The sequence below is a fragment of the Thermobacillus xylanilyticus genome, from assembly GCF_907165215.1.
In the GTDB taxonomy this organism is placed as follows: domain Bacteria; phylum Bacillota; class Bacilli; order Paenibacillales; family Paenibacillaceae; genus Thermobacillus; species Thermobacillus xylanilyticus.
Map to the genome: position 1 here is coordinate 1 of NZ_CAJRAY010000050.1, position 22,099 is coordinate 22,099.

Below are 22,099 nucleotides of genomic sequence, written 5' to 3' on the forward strand. Positions count from 1 at the left end.
CGCGAGGCAGATCCACTATATTCAGTGTTTGATATTACGGGCTTTCGAAATTTAGGTTGATATCATTTCCTTCAAGGTAGTCCCGAAAGTGTTGCTCCCACGTTTCAAGCCAACGACTTCTTTGCAATATTTCATCTGTCAATCCCAATAACGCAGCGTTTTCTAATAATGGAAGCCCAACGCTGACAAGATTGTATTTGATTTCATTTTTATTATATGTAAAAAGTGTATTATCTGTTGCTAAATTACGGATTGCGGTTTTTGTTCTCGTAAGGTCAGGTACTTCGTTAAATAACGCAAAGGTCTTTAAAGCTGCGTTTGTTGCCGTTATTTTATCCTCTAAACTTTCAGATTCACTACTCCAAAAAAAACAACCCGTCCTGACCAAGGTTTTCCTTAAGTTCATTAATATATTGTGTTGGATCAGTAATTTCACCTGATATGTTTTTCTTCAAAGACGCGCGAATAAAATTGTTATAGATCTTGTTATGGTATACAGTCTGATCATTTTTAAGTCCATATTCAATAAGTTCTGTAGTTTCATCATTAAGTTGTTCGCCAATATAATTAAGACAAAGAGTATACCAATGCATATTATATAAGTTTACATCTTTATTCATTACTGATTCCACGTTGTTTAGAAAATATGCAGATTCTTCATCTTCATGATATAACTTATCTAGCAATTTTGTGTTTTGTTGAATGGTCTGAATTCGCAACTCTTCGATTATTTTTTCTGATTCAATGGGATGGTTTTCATTAGTCGTACATGAAGCAAGAGCCGTGAATGAAAAAAACAAGGTACTGCTGCAAAATATTAGTCCTACTTTTCGATAGAACATTTAACAACCACCTTTGCTAGATAAGGAGGAAGTGGATGTTAGAAATCCACTTCCTCTGTGAATTACAGAAATGTACTATCTCTTGCTGTGAGGGTATAAAAACGGGAACCAAATTTAAAATCTCCTGTTGTGCTTTGTTCAAAATGTAATTCAAATCCTGAAACACCAATTTTAGAATAATCATGTTCAATTAGCCAGTTGTTATTCAGGGATTCTTGCCAAGTAGCGGTACTTCCGCTGGTTGACCAATTCACGCCGCCCGGGGTTGTGATAGAAATACTTAATCCCCGAAAAGAAAACTTATCTGTGAGTGTAATTTTATCAGCATTAATTGGATCATCCCCAAACCATGCAACCCGAGAAAATCCAGAGACCTCGGCTGAAGTTTGGTCAAAGCTGATGACTGAGTCAAAATGTGCTAAAAGTAATTTTCCATTATGGCGTGTCTCATCTCGACCTGACAGTTCCTTTTGAAAATCGAAACAACACATCGGCCTAAGTGCGGCATTGTTGTTTTGGCGAAGTGATTCTAAAAATTTTTCTTTATTCGTAACATGGGCGGCAGGTATAAATGCCTTATCGTGTTCACTATTTACAATATAAATTCGGTCAGTATTTTCTGTCTTAATTCCCTGATCTTGAGCAAAGACAGTTGCATCAAAGATAGTAACCAGCAAGACCAGACTGAATGCAAATGAAATAAGTTTTTTCACAGAATATCCCTCCAGTCTATTTTTAGCTTAAAAACCAATTGTGAACCATAGTAATTTTTACATTGAACTCCTCCTTTCTGAGAGATTGCCCATAATATCACAGGGCATTATTGTGAGAAGTTCTAGTTGTCACCATCGATTATATCATGATAAAGGAATTAGTGGAATATATTTACGATTCTTTAATAATAAAGAATTGTTGAAATAGGCTTCCATTCCGCTTACGAGAAGGATGAAAATGGTTAGGCGTCGAAGCAACTTTTCTACGGCTGGCGAAGGGAGGTCGCGCTCTATGGTGCTGCGAGCCCGTAAAATAGACAGACTCCAGCGACCAGGTGTACTACAGATTGTTGCTCTGGTTTGGAAGCACGCAGGATAGATTAACCTTGAATGGTTGCTGCACCAGCCCCTGAAACTTACCAGCCGTAGAAAGGGAGCGAGATGAACGTTGTTTACAGCCACTGCTGCGGCCTCGACATTCACAAGGGACCGCCGTACGGGCTGCTGACGGACTATGAACTTTAATCTTAAGAAATTCTTCAACTTTACCCGTGTCGTTTCGCAAGAATTGCTTTCTATAATGGATGACGTAATCGGCCGATTACAGGGGGAGGAAAAGGGGCAGACATGAGCGCACACACCGTGCTCGTCGTCGACGACGACAAAGAAATCCGCGAGGCGATCGGCATCTATCTCCGCAACGAGGGACTGAACGTGCTGGAAGCCGAAGACGGCCTCGCGGCGCTCGAGCTGCTCGAGCAACATGAAGTCCATCTCATCATTCTGGACGTGATGATGCCGCGGCTCGACGGGCTCGGCGCGACGTTTCGGATACGAGAGAAAAAGAACATTCCGATCCTGATGCTGAGCGCGAAGAACGAGGACGCGGACAAAGTGCTCGGCCTGCAGGTCGGCGCCGACGACTACGTGACGAAGCCGTTCAGTCCGCTCGAGTTGATCGCGCGGGTGAAGTCGCAGCTTCGGCGGTACATGACGCTCGGCATGTACGAGGGCGGCGGCCGCGTCATCCAGTTGAACGGCCTTGCCCTCGATCCGGACGCGAAGGAAGTCCGGCTGAACGGCGAGCCGGTGCGGCTGACGCCGATCGAGTACGGCATCGTGGAATTGCTCATGACGCATGCGGGGCGCGTGTTCTCCATCAATGAGATTTACGAGCGCGTATGGAAGGAGCCCGGCTTCCGCCCGGAAAACACAGTGGCCGTCCACATCCGGAAAATTCGGGAGAAAATCGAGATCGATCCGAAAAATCCGCGCTATCTGAAGGTGGTATGGGGACTTGGGTACAAGATGGAGAAATAGGCTGGCGGCCATAGCGGCGGTGCTCTTTTTGACCATCGGCGTGAACGGGGTGCTGGCCGGGCTGACCGACATCGGCAGGTACGCCGGCAAGAGCTTCATTGAAGCGAGCGGCATCGACCGGGATCTGGGGTGGTTCATCCAGCTCCTGTCATTCTACGAGCTTGCGCCGATCACGTTCGAGGAAGTGAAACGGCATATCAGGATCAGCCGGGATGACATTGAGTGGTATAAACGCGCATATGACGAAGCGCGGCAGATGAGCGACGAGGAAATCCGTCGGGCGATCACGGCAGAGAGGGAAGAAAATCTGCGCAGGTATCTTGAAGAAGAGCTGGACATCTACCGTTCCGAATTCAACCGGCTTCGGGAACGGTACGCTTTCTATCTCGTCGAGACGGGGACAGGCCAGATCCATACCAATCTGGAACGGGAATTGGAAGCCTATGGAGACGCGTCGAAGGCGGCGGAAGACATGCTCTTCGTGCTCCGCTATCCCGACCGGGTGGATGGCCGGTTGTCGATCTATCAATTGCCGGATTTTATGTCTGTCGTCAGGGAGGATTTGGCCCGGGCGGCGGATGCCCGCCCGACGAAGCAGTTCGCGGGATGGATCGGCGTGCCGAAATCGGACGCCTTCATGGCACAATACGAGGATTACCAGCGGCATCGTTGGTATACGTTCGGGATGATCGGGGCTGGCGCCGTCCTCCTGGTCCTGACGGCTGTCGCCTGGAGCAGGCTGGCGCCGTCCGGTAGCGGCTTGGCGGGCGATGCGCTGTCCGGTGCGCACACATTCTGGCGGAACATACCGATGGACGTGCGGGCGGTTCTGCTGTTGCTCACGGGAATCGCTGCGTTCAACCTGCACAAGGAAGCCATTCTGCCTTACGACCGTCTGTTCACACACGATTTGGCGCTGCTCATCGTAGATACCGTCTACAAGCTGGCGGTGCTCTCGGTCTTGACCACGGCCCTCGCCTTGCAGCTTCGGTTTACGCATCTGTCGCTGAAGGAGCCGGAACCGTTTGCCGCCGCCTGGCGGAAGTCAATCCTGGTGCGGCTGTACGGCGTGATCCGCGACGCTTTTCTGAGCCTGCGGGTCGGCGTGCAGGCGGCGCTGCTGTTCATCGTCGTGTTCGTCCTGGGGTTCGCGATGTGCGCCGTCCTGGCTACGATCACCCACGAATCGCCGTTGCCATGGTTGTTGCCGGTCGTGGCCGTGGCCGCCGCCGTCCTATTCTACGTGCTGCGGCAGGCCGGATTCCTGAACCGGCTGCTTGCCGCCGCGCGGGACCATGCGGCCGGCCGTGCCGTGGGCGATGTTCCGGTGAAGGGCCGGTCGGTCATGGCGGAGCTGGCGGGCCATTGGAACCGGATGCGGCAGAGCGCCGAGGCGTCGCGCGCGAATGAAGCGAAGAGCGAGCGGCTCAAGACGGAACTGATCACGAACGTCAGCCACGATCTGCGCACGCCGCTTACGTCGGTCATCTCGTATGTCGAGCTGCTGAAAAATCCCGACCTCCCGGAGGAAGAGCGGGCATCGTATATCTCGATCATCGACCAGAAGAGCAAGCGGCTGAAGGCGCTGATCGACGATCTGTTCGAAGCGACCAAAATGGCGAGCGGCAGCGTGGAGCTGAACCGGGAGCGGGTCGATCTGGTTCAACTGATCGAGCAGGCGCTGGCCGAGTCCGGGGCGAAGGACGGGGCGGCGGGCATCGAGTTCCGTGTCAAGCTGCCGAAGTATCCGGTCATCGCCTTCGTCGACGGGCAGAAAATGTGGCGCGTCTTCGACAATCTCATCTCGAACATCATCCGCTATTCGCTGGAAGGCACCCGGGCCTACATCGCGCTCGAACGCGCGGACGGCAAGGCGGAGATCGCGTTCAAGAACGTCGCGAAATACGAACTCGGCGACAACGTCGACGAGCTGCTCGAACGGTTCAAGCGGGGAGATGCTTCGCGGCATACCGAAGGCTCGGGGCTGGGTCTCGCGATCGCGAAGTCGATCGTCGATCTGCACGGCGGGACGTTCGAGTTGGAAGTGGACGGCGATCTGTTCAAAGTGAAGGTGCTGCTGCCGGAGGCGTGAGGACGGAATGTGGCGGCTGGCATTGAAAAAGGGACAGGCTTGGCGGCCGGGAGTGACCCGGCGATCAGCCTGTCCCTTCTTTATCATTTATAAGGGCTTACGCGTACGGATCGATCGTTACGATCGTGCCGTCCGGGTTGTAGTGCAGCTCCGTATATTTGACGCAGCGCAGATGGTTGACGCCGCCGGAGAGCGAGGCGTCGTGGTAGAACAGATACCATTTGCCCTGGAACTCGACGATCGAATGGTGCGTCGTCCAGCCGATGACCGGCGTCAGGATGACGCCCTTGTACGTGAACGGCCCGTACGGGTTGTCGCCGATGGCGTAGACCAGCTTGTGCGTCGTGCCCGTCGAGTACGACAGATAGTACTTGCCGCCAAACTTGTGCATCCACGGCCCTTCGAAATAGCGCCGGTCCTCGTCGCCCGCCTTGATCGGCTCGCCGTTCTCGTCCAGAATCTGCACCTCGCGCGGCGTCTCCGCGAACGTCAGCATGTCGCCGCTCAGCCGGGCGACGCGCGGTCCGAGCGCGGGCGCGTCCGGCGCGGGCTCTTTGCCTTCGGGATTAAAGGTTCCCGTCTGCCATTTCTCGAGCTGGCCGCCCCACAGGCCGCCGAAGTACATGTACGCTTCGCCGTCGTCGTCGACCAGCACGGCCGGGTCGATGCTGAAGCTGCCGGGAATGTAGTTCGGCTCGGGCTTGAACGGGCCCGCCGGCTTGTCGCTCACCGCGACGCCGATCCGGAAATTCCCCTCAAGGTCGCGCGCGGGGAAGTAGAGGTAGTATTTGCCGTTCTTGAACGCCGCGTCCGGCGCCCACATCTGCTTGCTCGCCCACGGCACGTCGCGCACATGCAGCGCCTCGCCGTGGTCGATGACCGGCGAATTCAGATCGTCCATGGACAGCACATGGTAGTCTTCCATCTGGTATTGGTCGCCGTTGTCGTTCGTCGGCCCGTCATGCTCGAGGTCGTGGGACGGATAAATGTACAGCTTGCCCTCGAAAACATGCGCCGAAGGATCCGCCGTGTAAATATGTCTGACGAGCGGCTCTTTCGGTTGCGGAATGTTCGACATGATGATCCCCTTTCGGTCCAGACATTGGCTCTTCTTGTCCATTATAGCAGGATGAACCGCTTTCACAAGGGATCGAATTTTAGGTTTTCCCCGCCAAATTAAAGGTTTTTAGTTTGAGTCGACTTAATCTTTTGTGTATCAGCACAACTTAGTTGTAGTCTTAAATATCCAATTATCCAATACCAAACGACTATTTACACTCAACTATTTACACTCAACTTTGATGTAATTAAAAGGAGGATTTTGTCATAGTCAGTAGAATACAATCATTGAGGACGGAGGGATATTTTGACTAAACAGATTTCTCTATCGACTTTTTAAATAGAGGCTCGGAATGAAGCAGGTGTCCTGAGTCCGAATGAGGGGTGAAATAGGCAGAAACGTCGATGAAGCGGCACATATGAAAGCTGTTTTCAAACATGCGCATGCCAAAGAACCCTGGGCATGTTTTAAAAATGCAATGGAGTCCTTGTGGCGTTAAGCTGCCGCCAAGCCTTTCAGCCATTGCTCAACAGAGAAGAGCTGGTTTTGCTTCTTTGCCTCTTCCAGCCATGCGTCGGCAAGCTGGCACATGTCGCGGCGGATACGCGGAAAAAGGCGCGGATTGTCCACGGTAGAGGTGTAGAACGTTCTTCCGTAATCGGAAGGTGAGCACGGAGTCGGACATGCCCATTTTTCGACTTTGGCGGGACAGCGCCATTTGATGCGCTGTCGACCCGGACATTGGCCCCAGCAGACCATCTAGCGTCCGAACGGGCAGATAGGGACGCCATCCGGGTCAATTTTCATTTCATGGTATACCGTATGCCCGGAGCGCCTGAGATTCAGGTCGATGATGGCGGAAACATCATCATGCTCCAGCATGGTATAGATCGGGAGGGCGTCGTGGGCGGAATCCAGGATTGCTTCTCCCACCTTCCAATCCGAGTACCCGTAGCGAAGTTCACGGTAACCGCAAATCCACGATACGGCATCGTGCTGGCTGGCGCGGAACAATCGCGGATACACGGGCAGATTGTAAGGACTATCCGCTGCGGTGAACATGTAGAGTGTACGCCCGTAGGAATATTTCTCGCGGTAGCTATCCCAGCCCCAATCGGCATCAGGATCTGAAAATTGCCGTTTGCAGGAGCACTTCCAATTGCCCGACTTACGGCAATCACAAAGGAACTTGCCGTAGGAACGCGCACCGGTTTCAACCGGAGAACCGTCGCCGATGACGCGGAACGCGTTCGTATCGCCAAGTAGTCCTTTCGCCGCAGAAGGCAGGACGAACATCGTTTGGAATAGTTGCTGCAAGAGATCATGTTCTTTGGACGTGTAGTGGATCTTGCCTTCGCGCAGGATGCGGGAGACGAGTTTCACCGTAATTTTCAGATTTTTGGGTTCCTGCTTATCGTTCTTTCTGCCTTTCTTTCGCGGCTTCTTCAAGCGGCGTTTGAGTCGTCCTGTCTTATGCGGAGCGGATGCCCGCCAAAGCCGCGCAAAGAAGTCGTAGAACGTCCCGACACCCGGGGTTTTGCCCGGCGGAAAGCCGCAAAGAATGGCATAGACCGGCGTCGTGCGGATCGCGATGACCCCCTCATCGACGCTCAACCCGAGCCTGGTCATGAGGAGCAAGCCACGGAGCATGTCAGCAGGATCCAGAGGTTTGCGGCCTCGGGGATCGGAGGAGTAGGCGGAACGCATGTGGGAAGCGGTAGTGGAAAGATCGATGGGCGTAATCCAGACAATCAGGTTGCTGTAAAAGTGCTGCAAAAACAGCAGAGTTTCCGGTGAGTCATACTCCTTTCGCAGTTGGTCGCATACGAAGGCCAGGTAGTCCTGATGAGAACGAGAAACAAGCTTCACCATAATCACCCAATACGCTAAAGAGTTAGGCAAAAAATGCCTTCTCGCGATTATTGGGGCGTTTTGAAAAAGTCAAGAGGAAAGTTTGTTCGCATCCCCGTTTTGGGGGTGAAACCATAAAAGACCCTGGCCGAAGGGCCAGAGCCGATGCTGAATGGTGAATTCCGAGAGGCTTATTTAATGATCTGGAGGAAGTATGAATAAGTTTATTGATTTTTTAGACCAGTTTAATGTGTTGTCTCCAAATCATTCCAAAATCTACGATGAATACACTATTAGCAACGAAGAAGAGTATAAATTTTCAATTTCAACTAAGGTAGAAAAGTTTCTTATGGAAATATACACCGATCGTCCTCGTAGTGTCATTATGACTGGTAATGCGGGCGATGGGAAGACGCGTCTGTGCCGAACGATTTATGAAAAGTTGACAGGGCAAGAGCTAACAAGTTGGCCTGATGGTGGTATCGTCGATGTTCCATTTGAGTTTGGAACTCTTCGAATAGTAAAAGATCTATCTGAGTTGACAGAAACCGTTATTGATAAAGAGTTGTCGAGGCTGCAACAAGTTGTTTTGGATCATCATTCAGATAAGCAGTATTACCTAATTGCTGCAAATGAAGGTAAACTCACAAAGTTTTTATCTCAACATCCTGAACTCCATCAGCTCAGCGAATGGGTAAGATTAAGATTTCTGGATCATCACAACAATAATGAGCATCTACATTTGGTCAATTTGCAAGATGTTACTTCGTCCATATACGCTGATAGGATTATTGAGGAATGGAATAACGAAAAGTATTGGGACAAGTGCGCGCAATGCCCGAAGAGAGATAAATGCATTATCTTTTACAATCATCGTCAAATGTCGGAACCTCATGTCAGGAAGCACTTAGTTGAACAATATCGATTGCTCGACTGTTTGGGCATTCACGTTACGATGCGTGAAATATTAATTCATTTGAGTTACACAATTACCGGGGGATTAACATGTGTGGATGTATTAAATGCTAGCTACAAGGACATCGAAGATCACGCAAACCGAGCCTATTATAACAACTTTTACGGATACATGATACCCGAAGTTAGTGCAGGAGAAATGGGGGGGGGCCGTTATTTTGTAAACCTGGATCCCGGTCTTACTTCAATATCGTTAATTGACGACTTTATTCTCAATGGTGACATTAGCGGAGACGAGGCTATCGTTAGTCAGCATGAAAAGATCTTCGGTGATGATATTGATTTGCTGTTTGGATACTACCGTAAAAGAATTGAGCAATATCGCACATTAGATCCGCATCAAGACAAGGAAAATACAAAAGATATCTTCGATCAAATGCCCAGATTTCGCCGCAAGTTCTTTTTTGAGTGTGGAGTGTACGGGCAGGAATTGAGAAAAAAACTGTTACCGTATCAGTATTTCAGTTCTTTCATTGATTGTTTGGAAAATCAAAAGTCCCATTCTTTGATCCGGCGTGAGCTCATCCAGGGGTTGAACCAGGCGTTTACTAAGAAACTGATAGGGCGCTCAGAGCCGCAGGCATTATATGCCGTTAATGAATACTTGCTTATTCACGGTATATATGGAAGTACCCAAATAAAACTTGCGTTGGAGAAGCAACGGAATGATATCGATCATATTCCGACCCATCTGATTTTACAAGTTCAACAGGCTGCTGAACTAGAAGTCCGATTGCCGGTGTTTGAGTATTTACTTCGATTGGCTAATGGAAGTTTGTTTACCATTCTTCGCCAAGAGGTTGAAATTCTCATCAACAAGTTTAAGAACGATCTTATTAATTCTAGTGAACTCGATGAATATTCATTGGAAGTGCTGGCCCTTGATGCAGACAGGGGCGTCTATGCGGTACATAATATTGAGATTTAGGAGGACAGCGAGATGGTTGCGATGAGAGCTGATGCTTCCAACCATTTGGATAAAGTAACTTCTCAACTATCAGCTCACATATGGGGACATCGGTTTAAGGAAGGTCAGCGTGGCGCGGAGTATGTATTGGAATTCTTGAATGTGTTGTATGGAACTGATTACTCATTCATTAAGGACAGCTATGTTCGCAAACGGTCTATCGGTCTTCGGAAATTTATCTTCGAAGGTGTAAAAGAAGGGGCTGGATCGCGCGGCGGAATTCTAATTCTGACCGATGAGGAAAAAATTAAATTGCAACAAGCAGTGCGAGAAAACGACTTGCCGGTATTGAAACAGTTTTTGCGGAACCTTGAAATAGTGTTATACGATTTGAATGGCAAAGAAGCGGACCGTTCGTGGTATGCCAGGTCCCTATATCCATTGCACGAATCATTGCTTTATTTCGAATTGCGCAAGGTTGGAGATAATCTCGCGATTGAACGGAACTTCTTCGCCAGAGGTGGAGAACTGTATTTTCTAATGTTGGCGCATGGTACGGAGAAGCATCCTGAACGTCGCGAATTTATTGAATCGCGTTTTCGTCAATTGTTGACTAAAAATAAGATAATTGAAAATGTTGTTACGAAGATAACTTCAGCTTTTGATGAAGATAAAGAAGAATATAAAGAAGCTAAGCTGCGTTCGGATAAATTGGATGATTGCCCGATTTTGCCGGTCAATGCTCCAGTTGAAAATGAACACTTGTTTGAAAATTTTGCCATTGAATTAGAGCAACTTCTACAAGTAGATTTGGATGTTTATGAAGTCTTTCATCTTCTAATGACATTGATTTGCTTCCAACTCAATCGTTATATGTACGAGAGAGCTCATTTGCCCAATAGCGAGAACAAAATATATTACTTCTTTGACTGCATGGAGAGCAAAAATAAGAATATTACCTATTTGTCGGCGCGTAATTTTGAACAACATGAATTGATCATAAAGGAAAAACTGGATCAAGCTTTTGAGAATAAATATAAAGATACCGTAGGTTCAGATGAAAACATCGAGCAATTGCTGCCTTCTTGGAGAGAGAAGCCAGAGCAATTTCTCGAACTCATGGGCCTGCAAAAATTAAAATCCCGTAAAAAAACGATCGTTCAAAAATTGATGCAGTGTCACACACCGGCAGATGTCAAAGGTAAGTTGAAAGATGTCGTGCGGGAAGTTGCTTCGGAATCCCTTACTAAAGAAATGCTCAGTATTATTCGCACCCTTGCGAGGGATGGAGGATTTGCAACATTCCGTCGTGGGTCTGCAGCAAATTATCGCTATACGATTTCGGATACATTCCTTCAAATGCTTGTATTTACAAAAGTTAAACCACAAGGGAAAATGGAGTTTTTTGAATTCTTGGATGTCCTCTACCGAGACTACGGAATCGTAATTGGTGAGAAACAAGCTAAAGATTCTGGATTGTATGACATGTCGCGACTAAATGTACGATATTTCCAAGAAAACGAGAAGGCACTAAGAGACAAACTGCTTCAAAATGGGCTGTTAATTGAATTCTCTGATGCTACGGCGATGATCGAAAATCCATATGCTGCAAGTTTAGTGGAGGCATAAAATGCATAATCAAGCTTATCAGTTGCTCGGTCAGTGGATGGTAGGGCTAATATCATCGTATTTTGCAAACCAAAGAGCCCTTAATTCTGATAAGTTGTTTATCAAAGTTACGGGTGTCGACGATGATGCATTGGGATATGTTCTAGAAGTTGTTTCAGAAGCAGAGGAACGACTCCGAGAATATTACTTGCCTCACATTCGTACGCTGGCGGCTGTTCCTGGATATGAGAAATACCAATGCCAAGCACACGAAACTAGTACTTGGCTGCGCAATAACACAAAACAAGGAAGCGCGCTGCTTATCTTTATGAACGCTGAATCCCCTGAAGCTCAAAGCTTAGAAAATATCTTCACAGTTGATGAGGCACGATTGTTAAGTGAAGACGGATTAAAGGTGCTGTTCCAGCTGCTTGCCGATAAATACCACATTTATAGTGAGGATAGTCGGTTATTGCAAAGATTTTTAGCGATGTACGGCCAGCTGTCGGAACCGCAACTGCGAACGATGCTGTCTTTCATGGTTGCTGTAATTCAATCCACAGAAAAGACAATGATTGATAAAATACAACGCAATCTGGATCAGTTGCAAATGTTTCGTGATAACAGGCTGTCCTTTGACCAAAATGGTCTGACACGTTTGAGGAGAAACTACCAGCTTTCGAGACTAGAGCGGGATGGGCGTTCACTTAAGAAAAGCGAATTTGTGGAAAATGTGTTCCAGTTTATTGAAAAATCAGATGATCATGAACTATGGGAAAGTGTATCTCCGGATGAGTTCCTTGATCAAGCCCTTAAGTTCATTCATGGTCAGTCAACTGAGTTGCTTCGTTATGAGTTTGATCTCATTTCGTCTGTGTTTATGTTTAAGCCAGGCAGAGTGACACTTAACGACAGAATTAAAGATTTTAAAACTCTGCTTGAAACAAAGGGTGAGATTAGCCCTGATCAAGAAGATCTTATCACCGATACTTTGGAAGCCGTCAAATCGGGAGAAAATCCTGATAAAATTCAAGAGTTTATTGATGAGTTCTTGGATATATTAACGAACGAAAGTCCTAAGTTAATAAAAGATTTGCAACGTGTCGTTAATCGTCTCCGGCAACATCATGAATACGATGAATTGGCTGAAGCGTTGCTTAAAGAGTCTTTTGATTTGCTTGAGGAATCTAGCGAGGAGCAGAAAGTTGAATCTGCAAAATTTAAATTGAGTATCGTGGAAGCACAAGTAGGAGAAGATCTAAAAACCGCTCTTGGCTTCCATCTTAATCATCTTGAAAAACTGATTGATCGTATATGTTTTGATGCCAACTCGCTTGAAAATGTTATCGAGGGTAATTCAGATCAAGTATTGCTTCAGTTGACGATGTATATCAATGGAGATGAAGTTTCAAGCAGAGAATTTAGCCTTACCAATCTCGGTAAAGGTAAATTGTCGTTATTGCTTGGAAAATTCGCGGATGATGGACACATTCCTTATCTAAAGGAATATTTGGATGCAGAAATTGGAGTAAATATTGTTCAAGAAGTAAAAGGAAATGTTAGTGGCTATATTGCAACGTATCAGGAAGGTGTTGAAGAAGCATATAATAGCTTTACGGATTTCGTTAATTGGTATAGTGATGAAATCAACAGAGCATTGAGTTCCGGGCTTTCCAATGTTGATTATGATCAACTTGAAAAGCGACTGGAGGAACTGCTTGGTTATGTTCATCAATCTGCGCTTGTAGCAAGATATATCATCCAGTACGTAGGGCTTCTTGGTGCTTACGATAAGTTTAATAATCGATCGAATGATACGGTGGGATTTGTCCAGACTCGAATCCTGACTCTGCTCAATCCAATCCGTTTGCTTAGTTATGCTCAGCGATTGAAGCGAGTTCAGCATGAGTTGAACTCTTGGATCAGTCGTTTGCATGCAGGCCAAAGTTTACTGGATGACATGAACGCATACTTGCAACAACTTCAATATGACATGTCTCGTTTGTCGCCTAACTACTTTAAAGTTGTTGGAACCCATGATAAGTATCTTATTGAGCAGCAAGAAGTTATGGGTGAAGGAATTTTCACCACTAATGATGCCAGTAGTAGTGAAGAGCAAGTCATACAAGCATTCGTAGATGAATTTGAATCAGCTGTTAAATCATATTTGGAAGTCTATCCATACGCCAAAGATTGCTTAGATATCGTTATTCTATACTGTCCGAACGCCACGTTTCCGATGCGGGCGATTGAAAAAGCGCTGAATGTTGAAGGCGTTCAGAAATTAAAAGTCATTGTCCATAGCGAAAATCGCGGAGCTACAATTTTCGAGACGCTCAACGCGTGGATTAGCCAGAATGAGCATCTATCAAAGAGGATTGGCAGCTTTCCCAAGGTTGACGTCCAAGTCATCGCTGAACAAGATATCAATAAACTGATGAATGTCATGAATCAGCATTTGCAAGATGCTGATATTGGCATACTTATTAATTACTTTGGTCAGTCCTCTCATGTTCATTACCAATTTGAACGTGTCGAAGTGAAGAACACCGAGGATTGGTTTAAGCCGATTTATCGTGAACCTGTAAGAAAAGATAACGCTGTAAAGAGAATCAACTTGGTTAGCGAAGAGCTTCCAGTAGTTATGCAACGATTTTATCAGTTGCAATACGTTCTTCATAGTAACGGAGCCATTTCAGAAGACGAACACATGCTGGTGCGGAACGTCATATCCATTAACACATTGTCCGATGAATCGCTCCTCAACTTTATGCATGAGCGTTTTGTATGGTCACTGTTCATTGACCGGTACCTGGACAAGCCATTGTTGCGGCATGTATCCTCAAAAGCTCAAATCATCAAATATAAATCCAGTGCTGGGCAAAATAAGAGTTTTAAGACCATTCTTTCCTCGTCTAAATATGTTCGCAAGTTGACTCAAGACCAAGCTGATCATGAGTATTTTGATCGTTTGTATCGGAAGTATTGTAAGCTTCTCAAGAATGATTTGATTGATCGAAATATTATCATCCAGGCTGTTGAAAAGGTTAAGGAAATTTCTGGAGCCATAGTATTAAAAGCTATCGGCCCCGGGAAGTTTGCTCATGAATTGATTGCCGTGTATTTGTCTACCCAAGCAAGGCCTGCAATGGATGGAGAGCTTGTCATTTGGTCAGTATGCGATGAGCTTCCGTGGTTCAACGGTTCGAATCGTCGTCCTGACCTTGTTCGAACATCGATTCGGAAAGTGGATGACAGAATCTCCCTCAATTTTGAACTAATCGAATTGAAGTTCATTTCCGACACAATATTTGAGAAAGAGCGTTACGATGCGATTAAGCAAATAAAAGCAGGATTAGAGTTGTATCGGAGCCGCTTCTTGTTTAACGAAAATCCTTCAAGCGGTGAGCTTTGGCGCAAAGAGATGATCAATCATTTTATCGAATGTGGGACATATTCCCCTCAAGATGCGATGTTGTTGAGGGAGATGCAAGGAATTTCGCTCGAGTCCGTTGATGTAACGCTGACGGGATCCATCGATACTTTCGTTTATACTTCCAATCTGCTTGAACTGAATATTATGGAAGGTCATCAGAATGGGTATAAACAGGATATTTTGGACAATCAGTACATCAATCATATTTATAACCGTTACTTTATCTTGAATAAATTGGGGGCTGTAGCGGAACAAGAGATACCGGTATATGGAGTCGATTTCGTAGAGCTCAGTGAATTTATTGCAGATAAGCTTGGAGAAGGGGAAGTTGAATCAGAAAAAGAAGTCAAGCAGGATGAGCAGATAAATATGGCTGATGCTGTGTCCTCTATACAACACCTTGAAGCGGAACGAGACGAAGCATTCCATCAAATTAAGTATGCCAGGTTGGAAGCTGCTTCGGGAAGTGAAAATTCAGTAAGGACGACTGAGCCGACGGTCGTGCATGAGAAAGGTTTTCCGGAACAATTGGCACTTGTCGGAATCCCGTCTGCAGAAGCACAGGTCCAAGAGGATATTCAACCACTTGTACAGCGGTACCAGTCAAAATTACGATCGCGATTGAATGAAATTGGCATACCAATTAAAATTTTGGATTCAATTGTCGGCGTAAGTGTCATTCGATTGATTATCGAATTGACCGGTAATACCTCGTTCAGTTCGATCAAGAGTCGAGCGGAGGACATCCAGATGTGGCTCGAGCTTTCCTATACTCCACAAATTGTGATTCGAGCAGGGAAAGTTAACATTGATATTAATCGAGAGAATCCCGAGGTTGTGTACTTCGAACGATTTATGGAGAAAGTGCGTGAACAGATCCCTGCCGATGCAATTAAAGGAAAGCTTGTAGCACCTCTTGGAATAGGACAACTTGGCGAAATCATCAAAATGGATTTCTCAAGCCCTGAAACACCGCATTTGCTTATCGGTGGCAGATCGGGAAGCGGTAAGAGTGTTACCATAAATAGCATTATTTTGTCTATGATGTGTTTATACTCGCCGAAGGAAGTTCAATTTATCTTCATCGATCCTAAGCGAGTCGAGTTCATTGCGTTTAAAAATCTTGTCCATACACAAAGTGTCATTACAGATATCGAAGAAGCAGTGGAACAGCTCGACAGACTTGTTGAGGAGATGGAGCGCCGATACGAGTTAATGGCTGTAGAAGGAGCTACGAGCCTCGACCAGTACATTGAGGTTGGCGGAGTTGAGATGCCTCGACTCGTCGTTGTCTTTGATGAATTTGCCGATTTCATGTCGCAAGATAAGAAACAGGGCAGCCGAGTTGAAAACAGCATCATGAGGCTCGGTCAAAAAGCCCGTGCTGCTGGTATTCACTTGCTTATTTGTACTCAAAGCCCGAAGGCGGATATTATCTCAACAAATATTCGCAACAACCTCGGGGCTCGACTCGCATTGCGTGCTGCTGACCAGACGGCATCACGTATTATTCTCGATGATGATGGCGCTGAAAGGCTTGGCGGCAAAGGAGATTTCTTGGCCAAAATCGACCTTCCGGATATTGTACGAGGAAAGAGCCCATATCTTACGACAACAGTGAAAAAAGCACTGCTGAATTATTTTCGGACGCAAGATGGGCAGACAAGAAAGGATTGAACTCGCAACATGAAATTTGGACATCATCAGAGCTTTTACTTGCGAGTGAACTGGCTGTCCAAAGCGTTCAAGGCGATAGAATCCGATCCGCGTTTCTTCTATGATGACCATGGATTTGAAAAAATTGGACTTGGGCGTAATATGGTCAAATCGCTGAAATATTGGTCAACAGCGGTAGGAATTATGTCGGAAAAAAAGAACGAAGAGCGGAAGCCGGTTCATGTATTGACACCAATTGGTGAACTTATTAAACAGCACGACCGTTTTGTACGTAGACCTTTAACGGCAGCTGTGCTTCATTATCTCCTAGCTTCAAGTAAGGAGCAAGCAACATCGTGGTACTGGTTCTTTAATGTATGCAACTTAAGGTCTGCTTCAGCTGATGAAGTGCTTGAATCGTTAAATGAGTGGGTTTTTAATGAATTTGATAAGTCGGTATCGATCCAATCATTAAAGCGTGATATTGAATGTATTCGCCAGTTATATACCTCACGTTCTGCGGTTGGCGACGACCCAGAAGAGGTGGTCGCCAGCCCATTTTCAAGTTTGAACTTATTAGCTGATACAAAGCAAGGGCTTGTAAAGCAAACACCAGATATTCAGAACATTGGCCTTGATGCACTATACTTTAGTCTTCTTGTATATGGTCATCGACATCAAGTTAATAGTGTTACTTGGGAAGAGCTTCAAGTGAAGCCTTTATTATGGGGGCGAATGTATCATTTAACCTCTCAACAGATTCTTGAAGTGTTAGAGCTGCTCCATGCAGAACCGTATTACCCGTTAACCTTTGTTCGAACCAATCAACTATATACGCTAAATTTCGAATTGGTAGAGCCGCACCAATTTTTACAGAAAGCATATGAACGGGAGGCGGCGGTGTAATGTTGCAGTTAAAACATCAGTTTCGATCAAGCATCAATTTGCAGTTGGATATGAAAGACGAGCGACTGCTTAACCAATATATATTGTCACCATCTCACAGCGAAGTATTTCGGGGCGTTGTAGAGAGTGTTTTGTTTGGGGGGACACGATCTCACCTGCTTATTGGTCCGTATGGGACGGGCAAAACGTTTGTGGCCACAATTCTTTGTCAGCTACTGTCGAAACAATTTTCCTCGAATTGGCGTACAAGTCTCCTATCGCAGGCTGAACGCATTGATCCTAAGCTGGCAGAGTCATTAAGGGCCGTTGAGAATTTAAACCTACAATATATTCCTGTTGTCATCAATGGTAAGACGGGATCTATTCGTACCATTATTGGGCGTGCGTTATATCGAATAATGAAACAAGAAGGAATCGATATAACGCTGCCTAATGAGGTTAGTTTCATTCTAAATACCGTGGACCGATGGGAAAAGTTATATCCAAGTACCTTTGCTTTACTAATAGAAAATATAAGCAAGAATCAACTAACTTGGGATGAGTGGATTACTCGAGTAGAGAACGGTGATGAGGAAGTCATCAAGCGTTTTATAGAGTTCTATCCCACGGTTACATCTGGAACTCCTTGGGCTATTGAGCATGAAGATTATTTTATAGAGAACATTGATCATCTGACTCGTAAATTAGCTGAAAGAGGTAAAGGAATACTCATTGTTTATGACGAGTTCGGGCGGTTCCTCCAAACGCTTGAAGGGTCTGATGCGTTACGTAACATGCAAGATTTACAAGATCTTGCAGAGTATTCTAATCACACAGAGAATATGCAGTTGCTGCTTGTTGGACACCGGTATATCCGGCATTATGCAGTGAATAGTCGTGAATCAATTCGCACAGAATTTGAAAAGGTAGAGAAACGTTTTCGCTCTTATACTTTAGAAAATGACAATGCAACTTATTTGTTGCTTGCTCAGCAAGCTGCAGCAGACATCAATGCGTTAAGTCTAACCAAGACGGGGAATTTAGAATCGTTAGAAACACTTCAACGTTTTCCGTTGTTCTCCGAATATACCACATATCAATTGGATCAAAATATCCTTAAATCATTGTACCCGTTACATCCCGTGGGAGTAGCAATACTTCCAGAGCTTTCTAATATTTTTGGTCAAAACGAACGTACGCTTTTTTCTTTTTTCACGGATTATAGTCGTCATAGTATTCGGGAACATGTTGAACATGATCAAGGATACTATTATGTAGATAAACTATTTCATTTTTTTGAACTCGCTAAAGCTGAGACTTGGGATCAGCCAAGTTTGACATTATACCATATTGTTGAGCCGTTTATAGACAAGCGAGATCCTATTCAATCTCGAATTGTAGAACTTATAACACTTTGGTCTGTTGTTCGGTTTACCCAAAGGCAACCACTAACTACCGAATTTATTTCGTTTGCTTTAGGAATTCCGGCAGAATTGGTAGAAAATGCACTAAATCAACTTGCAGCTGCTAAAGTCTCTAGATTTAATCAAATTCGCAATCAATGGGAGCTTTTTGATGGCAGCTCAGTTGATTTAGAAGCAGTTATACAAGATCGATTGGCTACGATCACACTTGAATCAGAGAGTCTTATTAGCATCTTAGAACAACATATGCCTTACTCTTATGTCCTTCCATATGAATATAACGAATCGGTGGACATGATACGCTATGCTGATCTTCATTTTGTTGAAGCATCAGCTTTAACAGATCAAGAGAAACTGGCGACCTTTGATGCGGACGATTTGGTGTTCTTTGCAGTATTTACTGAAGAACAGCAATTACATGAGTTTTTCGAGACCAGTGGTCAACTAAATCATTCCCATATCATAGCTGTACCTACTTTCACGATTGAAAGTATTCAACCAAGTTTGAAAAGATTTTATGCTGTCAAACGTTTACTTACGGATACGGAGTTTCTGTCATTAGATAGTCGAATAAAGAACGAACTTCAATACTTGCTACAGGAGACTAGTGTAAAGATTTCAACATTTGTTGAGCGATACTTTAATTACAAAGAATTGCATTGGTGGGTAAGTGGAGAGCGGCGTCAAATTAATAATCTTCAAGGCTTGGAACAGTTAATCACTGAAAGAATGCACGCAAAGTTCCATCGTACATTAACAATACGAAATGAGGCTTTTAACCGGAAACGAATTTCAGCGATCCAAAGAAGAGCTTTAATTGATGTAATTGATCGCTTGATCGCTCAACCCAGTGAGCCTCAGTTGGGGATTCAAGGTTATGGCCCCAATTATTTAATCTATGTGAGTGTTCTAAAGAACAATGATTACGCCTATGATCAGGATGGAAGAATTAGTTGCAACGCCGCACTACGTGAATTGCAGAATGATTTAAAGGAGATGTTACATCATCAACCAGTAGGAAGATTGTCAGACCTTATTCGCATATTTAAAGATGAGCCTTACGGTATTCGAAATCCGGTCATCCCTTTATTGTTTGTTGCCCTCCTAAGAGATGTTTGGAATCAGCTAATGTTTTACGCCCATGATATGCTAACGTCTCACTTGTCAGGTGCGGCGATAATTGAAATGATTGAGAATTCGACTAATTACGAATACCGTTTCTACGATATGACAAGAGAGGAGAAACAACTGTTACTGCGCATTGGTGATATTTTTAGTTTTCCATCAGAAGCTAGTTCTAGCTTTGTGCATATGTCCGAAGCATTACTTCGCTGGCTTCGTACATTACCGAAGTTTACTCTAATTACGGACCAAGTATCGGAGCAGACTCGGAAGATTCGAGCCGCTATTCGTTCGTCAGAAGTAGATCCATTTAAACATATGAGAAACTTACTTACGATGGTCGATGACATTGAGGCTGCGAAACAGGAGTTGGAGTGCTTTATACAATCAAATGAGATCGAATTAGAGAGTCAACTATGCAAAATAGTCACTAAACCTTCCATAAACGACTTTTTAAGTGAGATTAAAAAGCATAAGATAGAATTAATTGGATCAAATAGTAAATTATCGACCGTTCCGGATGATCTAGAAATTAGTCCTATTGACCGGCTAGTGGAGCATCTCATTGGCGTTAGTCGCACGGAATGGTCGGATGCGACACAAGAGTTATTTATAAAGCAATTCCAGTATGAGTGGCAGTTGATGAAGGCTCCAACCATTACTGAAGCCCAAATTGAGTTTGAAATGGATACTCCAATAGAACTATCTAAAAAGGCCACAGTCGTTTATACTAATGTCAAGAACCTGCTAAAATATGCGGGTAGAGACTTAACAACTTTGGAAATTCGTCACTTACTGATGAAAATTATGCAAGAATATGATGCATGAGGAGGCGATAACTGTTGGCGCGGACTCCGGTACACGTATCGATGTTCAGCGGAGGAGCATCGTCCGCCTTCGTCGCACATCATATGGTGCAGACTTATGGTAAAGAAAATTGTATTTTATTTTTTACTAACACATTGTGGGAACATGAAGACAACTATCGATTTATGCATGAAGTAGCAGATTATTTAGGGATGGAAATTACATATCGTACGGATGGACGGACACCGGAGCAAGTATTTTACGATTACCGTTATATGGGGAATTCAAGACTTGCTAAATGTTCAGAAGAATTAAAAGTACGACAAACTGTAATATTTTTGGAAGAACTTCGCGATGAACATGGGCTGGAGCCCATTCTATATTTCGGCATTGGTCGACATGAGCAGCATCGGGCAGAAAACCTGCGCAATTTTTATGCCCATGTGCCCGTGGAACCCGTTGAAACACGATTTCCTCTCATCACATTATTTCAAGAGGAAATCGACGTAAAGAAGATTATACAAGAAGAGTGGGGAATTAGGCTCCCCCTCATGTATGAGCTCGGGTTCTCTCACGCCAATTGTGGTGGACGGTGTGTACGCGGCGGGCTGCAGCACTACGCACATCTCTATAAAACCTGGCCAGATGTGTATAGGGAACAGGAAGAAATGGAAGAGAACTTTCGAAGATACTTCGATAAGGATGTCTCGATTCTTAAAACGCGTAACGGGAAGCCATTTACCCTTCGTGAATATCGAGAACTAATGGAACGAGAAGGAGTTCAAAAATTTCTTACGCAACCTGATGATACAGTACCTTGTGTGTGCACCGTCTAACAGCAACCGTATTTCGCAATCCAGTCCTTATCGCCTCTATGGGAAAGGGGGACTGGATATTTTTGTTCTTTACTAAAACAAAATTGATTGAGTATAAAGTTTATGCTACTCCGCATACTGGTTAGTATATCCAGTTAAAGGGCGGGGTAGGAATGAAAGACGGTGCAATATGTGAAAACGCGGAGCTTCGGAAATTACTACTACCAAATCAAACCCTGCGCATTGCATACCATGTCGTGAAAAACTGCTTTTCCGTTAGAGACAGGCGCTCACGTAAGGTTATAGGATACACTGATCGCATTGTGTTGTATGACGTACAATTTGTAGTTTCTCAAGCTGGTAGAGCTAGAGTACTTCGAGAACGCCAGAAAAACGTCCATGCTTTCGTGGTAGGAAAATACGATGAAACTTTACAATCGCTTTCGATAGATCCGACTTATCAGCAAGCCTATTATAATCCGTATCGTACAGAAACATTTATTAATCGAGCAACATTGATTCCGGTTCAGAGTGCGAAGATCGCCATTTGTGAAAATAGAGCTGTTTATTATCGATAATGATGTAT

The 22,099-nt window shown here is 45.0% G+C and carries 13 protein-coding genes; 9 read left to right on the forward strand and 4 right to left on the reverse strand.

Features of this window, described 5'->3' with window-relative positions; all coding sequences use genetic code 11:
* Positions 1–356: 356 nt before the first annotated feature.
* On the reverse strand, positions 357–842 hold the full coding sequence (locus KJQ12_RS10830) for a hypothetical protein (RefSeq protein WP_213484682.1): 486 nt from the start codon (positions 840–842) through the stop codon (positions 357–359).
* 62 nt (positions 843–904) lie between these two features.
* Complete coding sequence (locus KJQ12_RS10835; protein WP_213484683.1) at positions 905–1,555, reverse strand: hypothetical protein; 651 nt, start codon at positions 1,553–1,555, stop codon at positions 905–907.
* Between the two features lie 627 nt (positions 1,556–2,182).
* Between KJQ12_RS10835 and KJQ12_RS10840 the strand changes: the two genes are divergently transcribed.
* Together KJQ12_RS10840 and KJQ12_RS10845 are read left to right on the forward strand one after the other, a co-directional pair.
* Positions 2,183–2,875, forward strand: coding sequence for a response regulator transcription factor (locus tag KJQ12_RS10840; protein WP_213484684.1), 693 nt, complete (start codon positions 2,183–2,185; stop codon positions 2,873–2,875).
* Positions 2,853–4,967: a sensor histidine kinase gene (locus tag KJQ12_RS10845; RefSeq protein WP_213484685.1), complete on the forward strand. Its 2,115-nt coding sequence runs from the start codon at positions 2,853–2,855 to the stop codon at positions 4,965–4,967. The genes KJQ12_RS10840 and KJQ12_RS10845 overlap by 23 nt, the downstream gene beginning before the upstream one ends.
* Before the next feature lie 97 nt (positions 4,968–5,064).
* Here KJQ12_RS10845 and KJQ12_RS10850 read toward each other — a convergent pair whose 3' ends face one another.
* Together KJQ12_RS10850 and KJQ12_RS10855 are read right to left on the reverse strand one after the other, a co-directional pair.
* The gene (locus KJQ12_RS10850) at positions 5,065–6,045 is read right to left on the reverse strand and encodes a glycoside hydrolase family 43 protein (protein ID WP_213484686.1); all 981 of its coding nucleotides are present in this window, start codon (positions 6,043–6,045) and stop codon (positions 5,065–5,067) included.
* A gap of 741 nt (positions 6,046–6,786) precedes the next feature.
* On the reverse strand, positions 6,787–7,899 hold the full coding sequence (locus KJQ12_RS10855) for a transposase (protein ID WP_244860568.1): 1,113 nt from the start codon (positions 7,897–7,899) through the stop codon (positions 6,787–6,789).
* 193 nt (positions 7,900–8,092) lie between these two features.
* On the opposite strand from KJQ12_RS10855, the gene KJQ12_RS10860 reads away from it, so the two are divergent.
* The 7 genes from KJQ12_RS10860 to KJQ12_RS10890 all read left to right on the forward strand — a co-directional run bounded on the left by KJQ12_RS10860 (position 8,093) and on the right by KJQ12_RS10890 (position 22,091).
* Positions 8,093–9,781 (forward strand): hypothetical protein, encoded by a 1,689-nt coding sequence (locus KJQ12_RS10860; RefSeq protein WP_213484687.1) that lies wholly within the window; start codon positions 8,093–8,095, stop codon positions 9,779–9,781.
* Between the two features lie 12 nt (positions 9,782–9,793).
* Positions 9,794–11,389, forward strand: coding sequence for a hypothetical protein (locus KJQ12_RS10865; protein WP_213484688.1), 1,596 nt, complete (start codon positions 9,794–9,796; stop codon positions 11,387–11,389).
* Position 11,390: 1 nt separating this feature from the next.
* Positions 11,391–16,481 carry an FtsK/SpoIIIE domain-containing protein gene (locus KJQ12_RS10870; protein WP_213484689.1) on the forward strand — a complete coding sequence of 1,697 codons (5,091 nt, stop codon included), beginning with the start codon at positions 11,391–11,393 and terminating at the stop codon, positions 16,479–16,481.
* Positions 16,482–16,490: 9 nt separating this feature from the next.
* Positions 16,491–17,366: a DUF4007 family protein gene (locus KJQ12_RS10875; protein WP_213484690.1), complete on the forward strand. Its 876-nt coding sequence runs from the start codon at positions 16,491–16,493 to the stop codon at positions 17,364–17,366.
* Entirely contained in the window at positions 17,366–20,719 is a 3,354-nt protein-coding gene (locus KJQ12_RS10880) for a P-loop NTPase family protein (RefSeq protein WP_213484691.1), read from the forward strand. Before KJQ12_RS10875 ends, KJQ12_RS10880 begins: the two co-directional genes overlap by 1 nt.
* Before the next feature lie 14 nt (positions 20,720–20,733).
* Positions 20,734–21,534 carry a phosphoadenosine phosphosulfate reductase domain-containing protein gene (locus KJQ12_RS10885; protein WP_244860570.1) on the forward strand — a complete coding sequence of 267 codons (801 nt, stop codon included), beginning with the start codon at positions 20,734–20,736 and terminating at the stop codon, positions 21,532–21,534.
* A gap of 152 nt (positions 21,535–21,686) precedes the next feature.
* Positions 21,687–22,091, forward strand: a complete 405-nt coding sequence (locus KJQ12_RS10890) for a hypothetical protein (protein ID WP_213484692.1) — start codon at positions 21,687–21,689, stop codon at positions 22,089–22,091.
* The last annotated feature ends 8 nt before the right edge of the window (positions 22,092–22,099 follow it).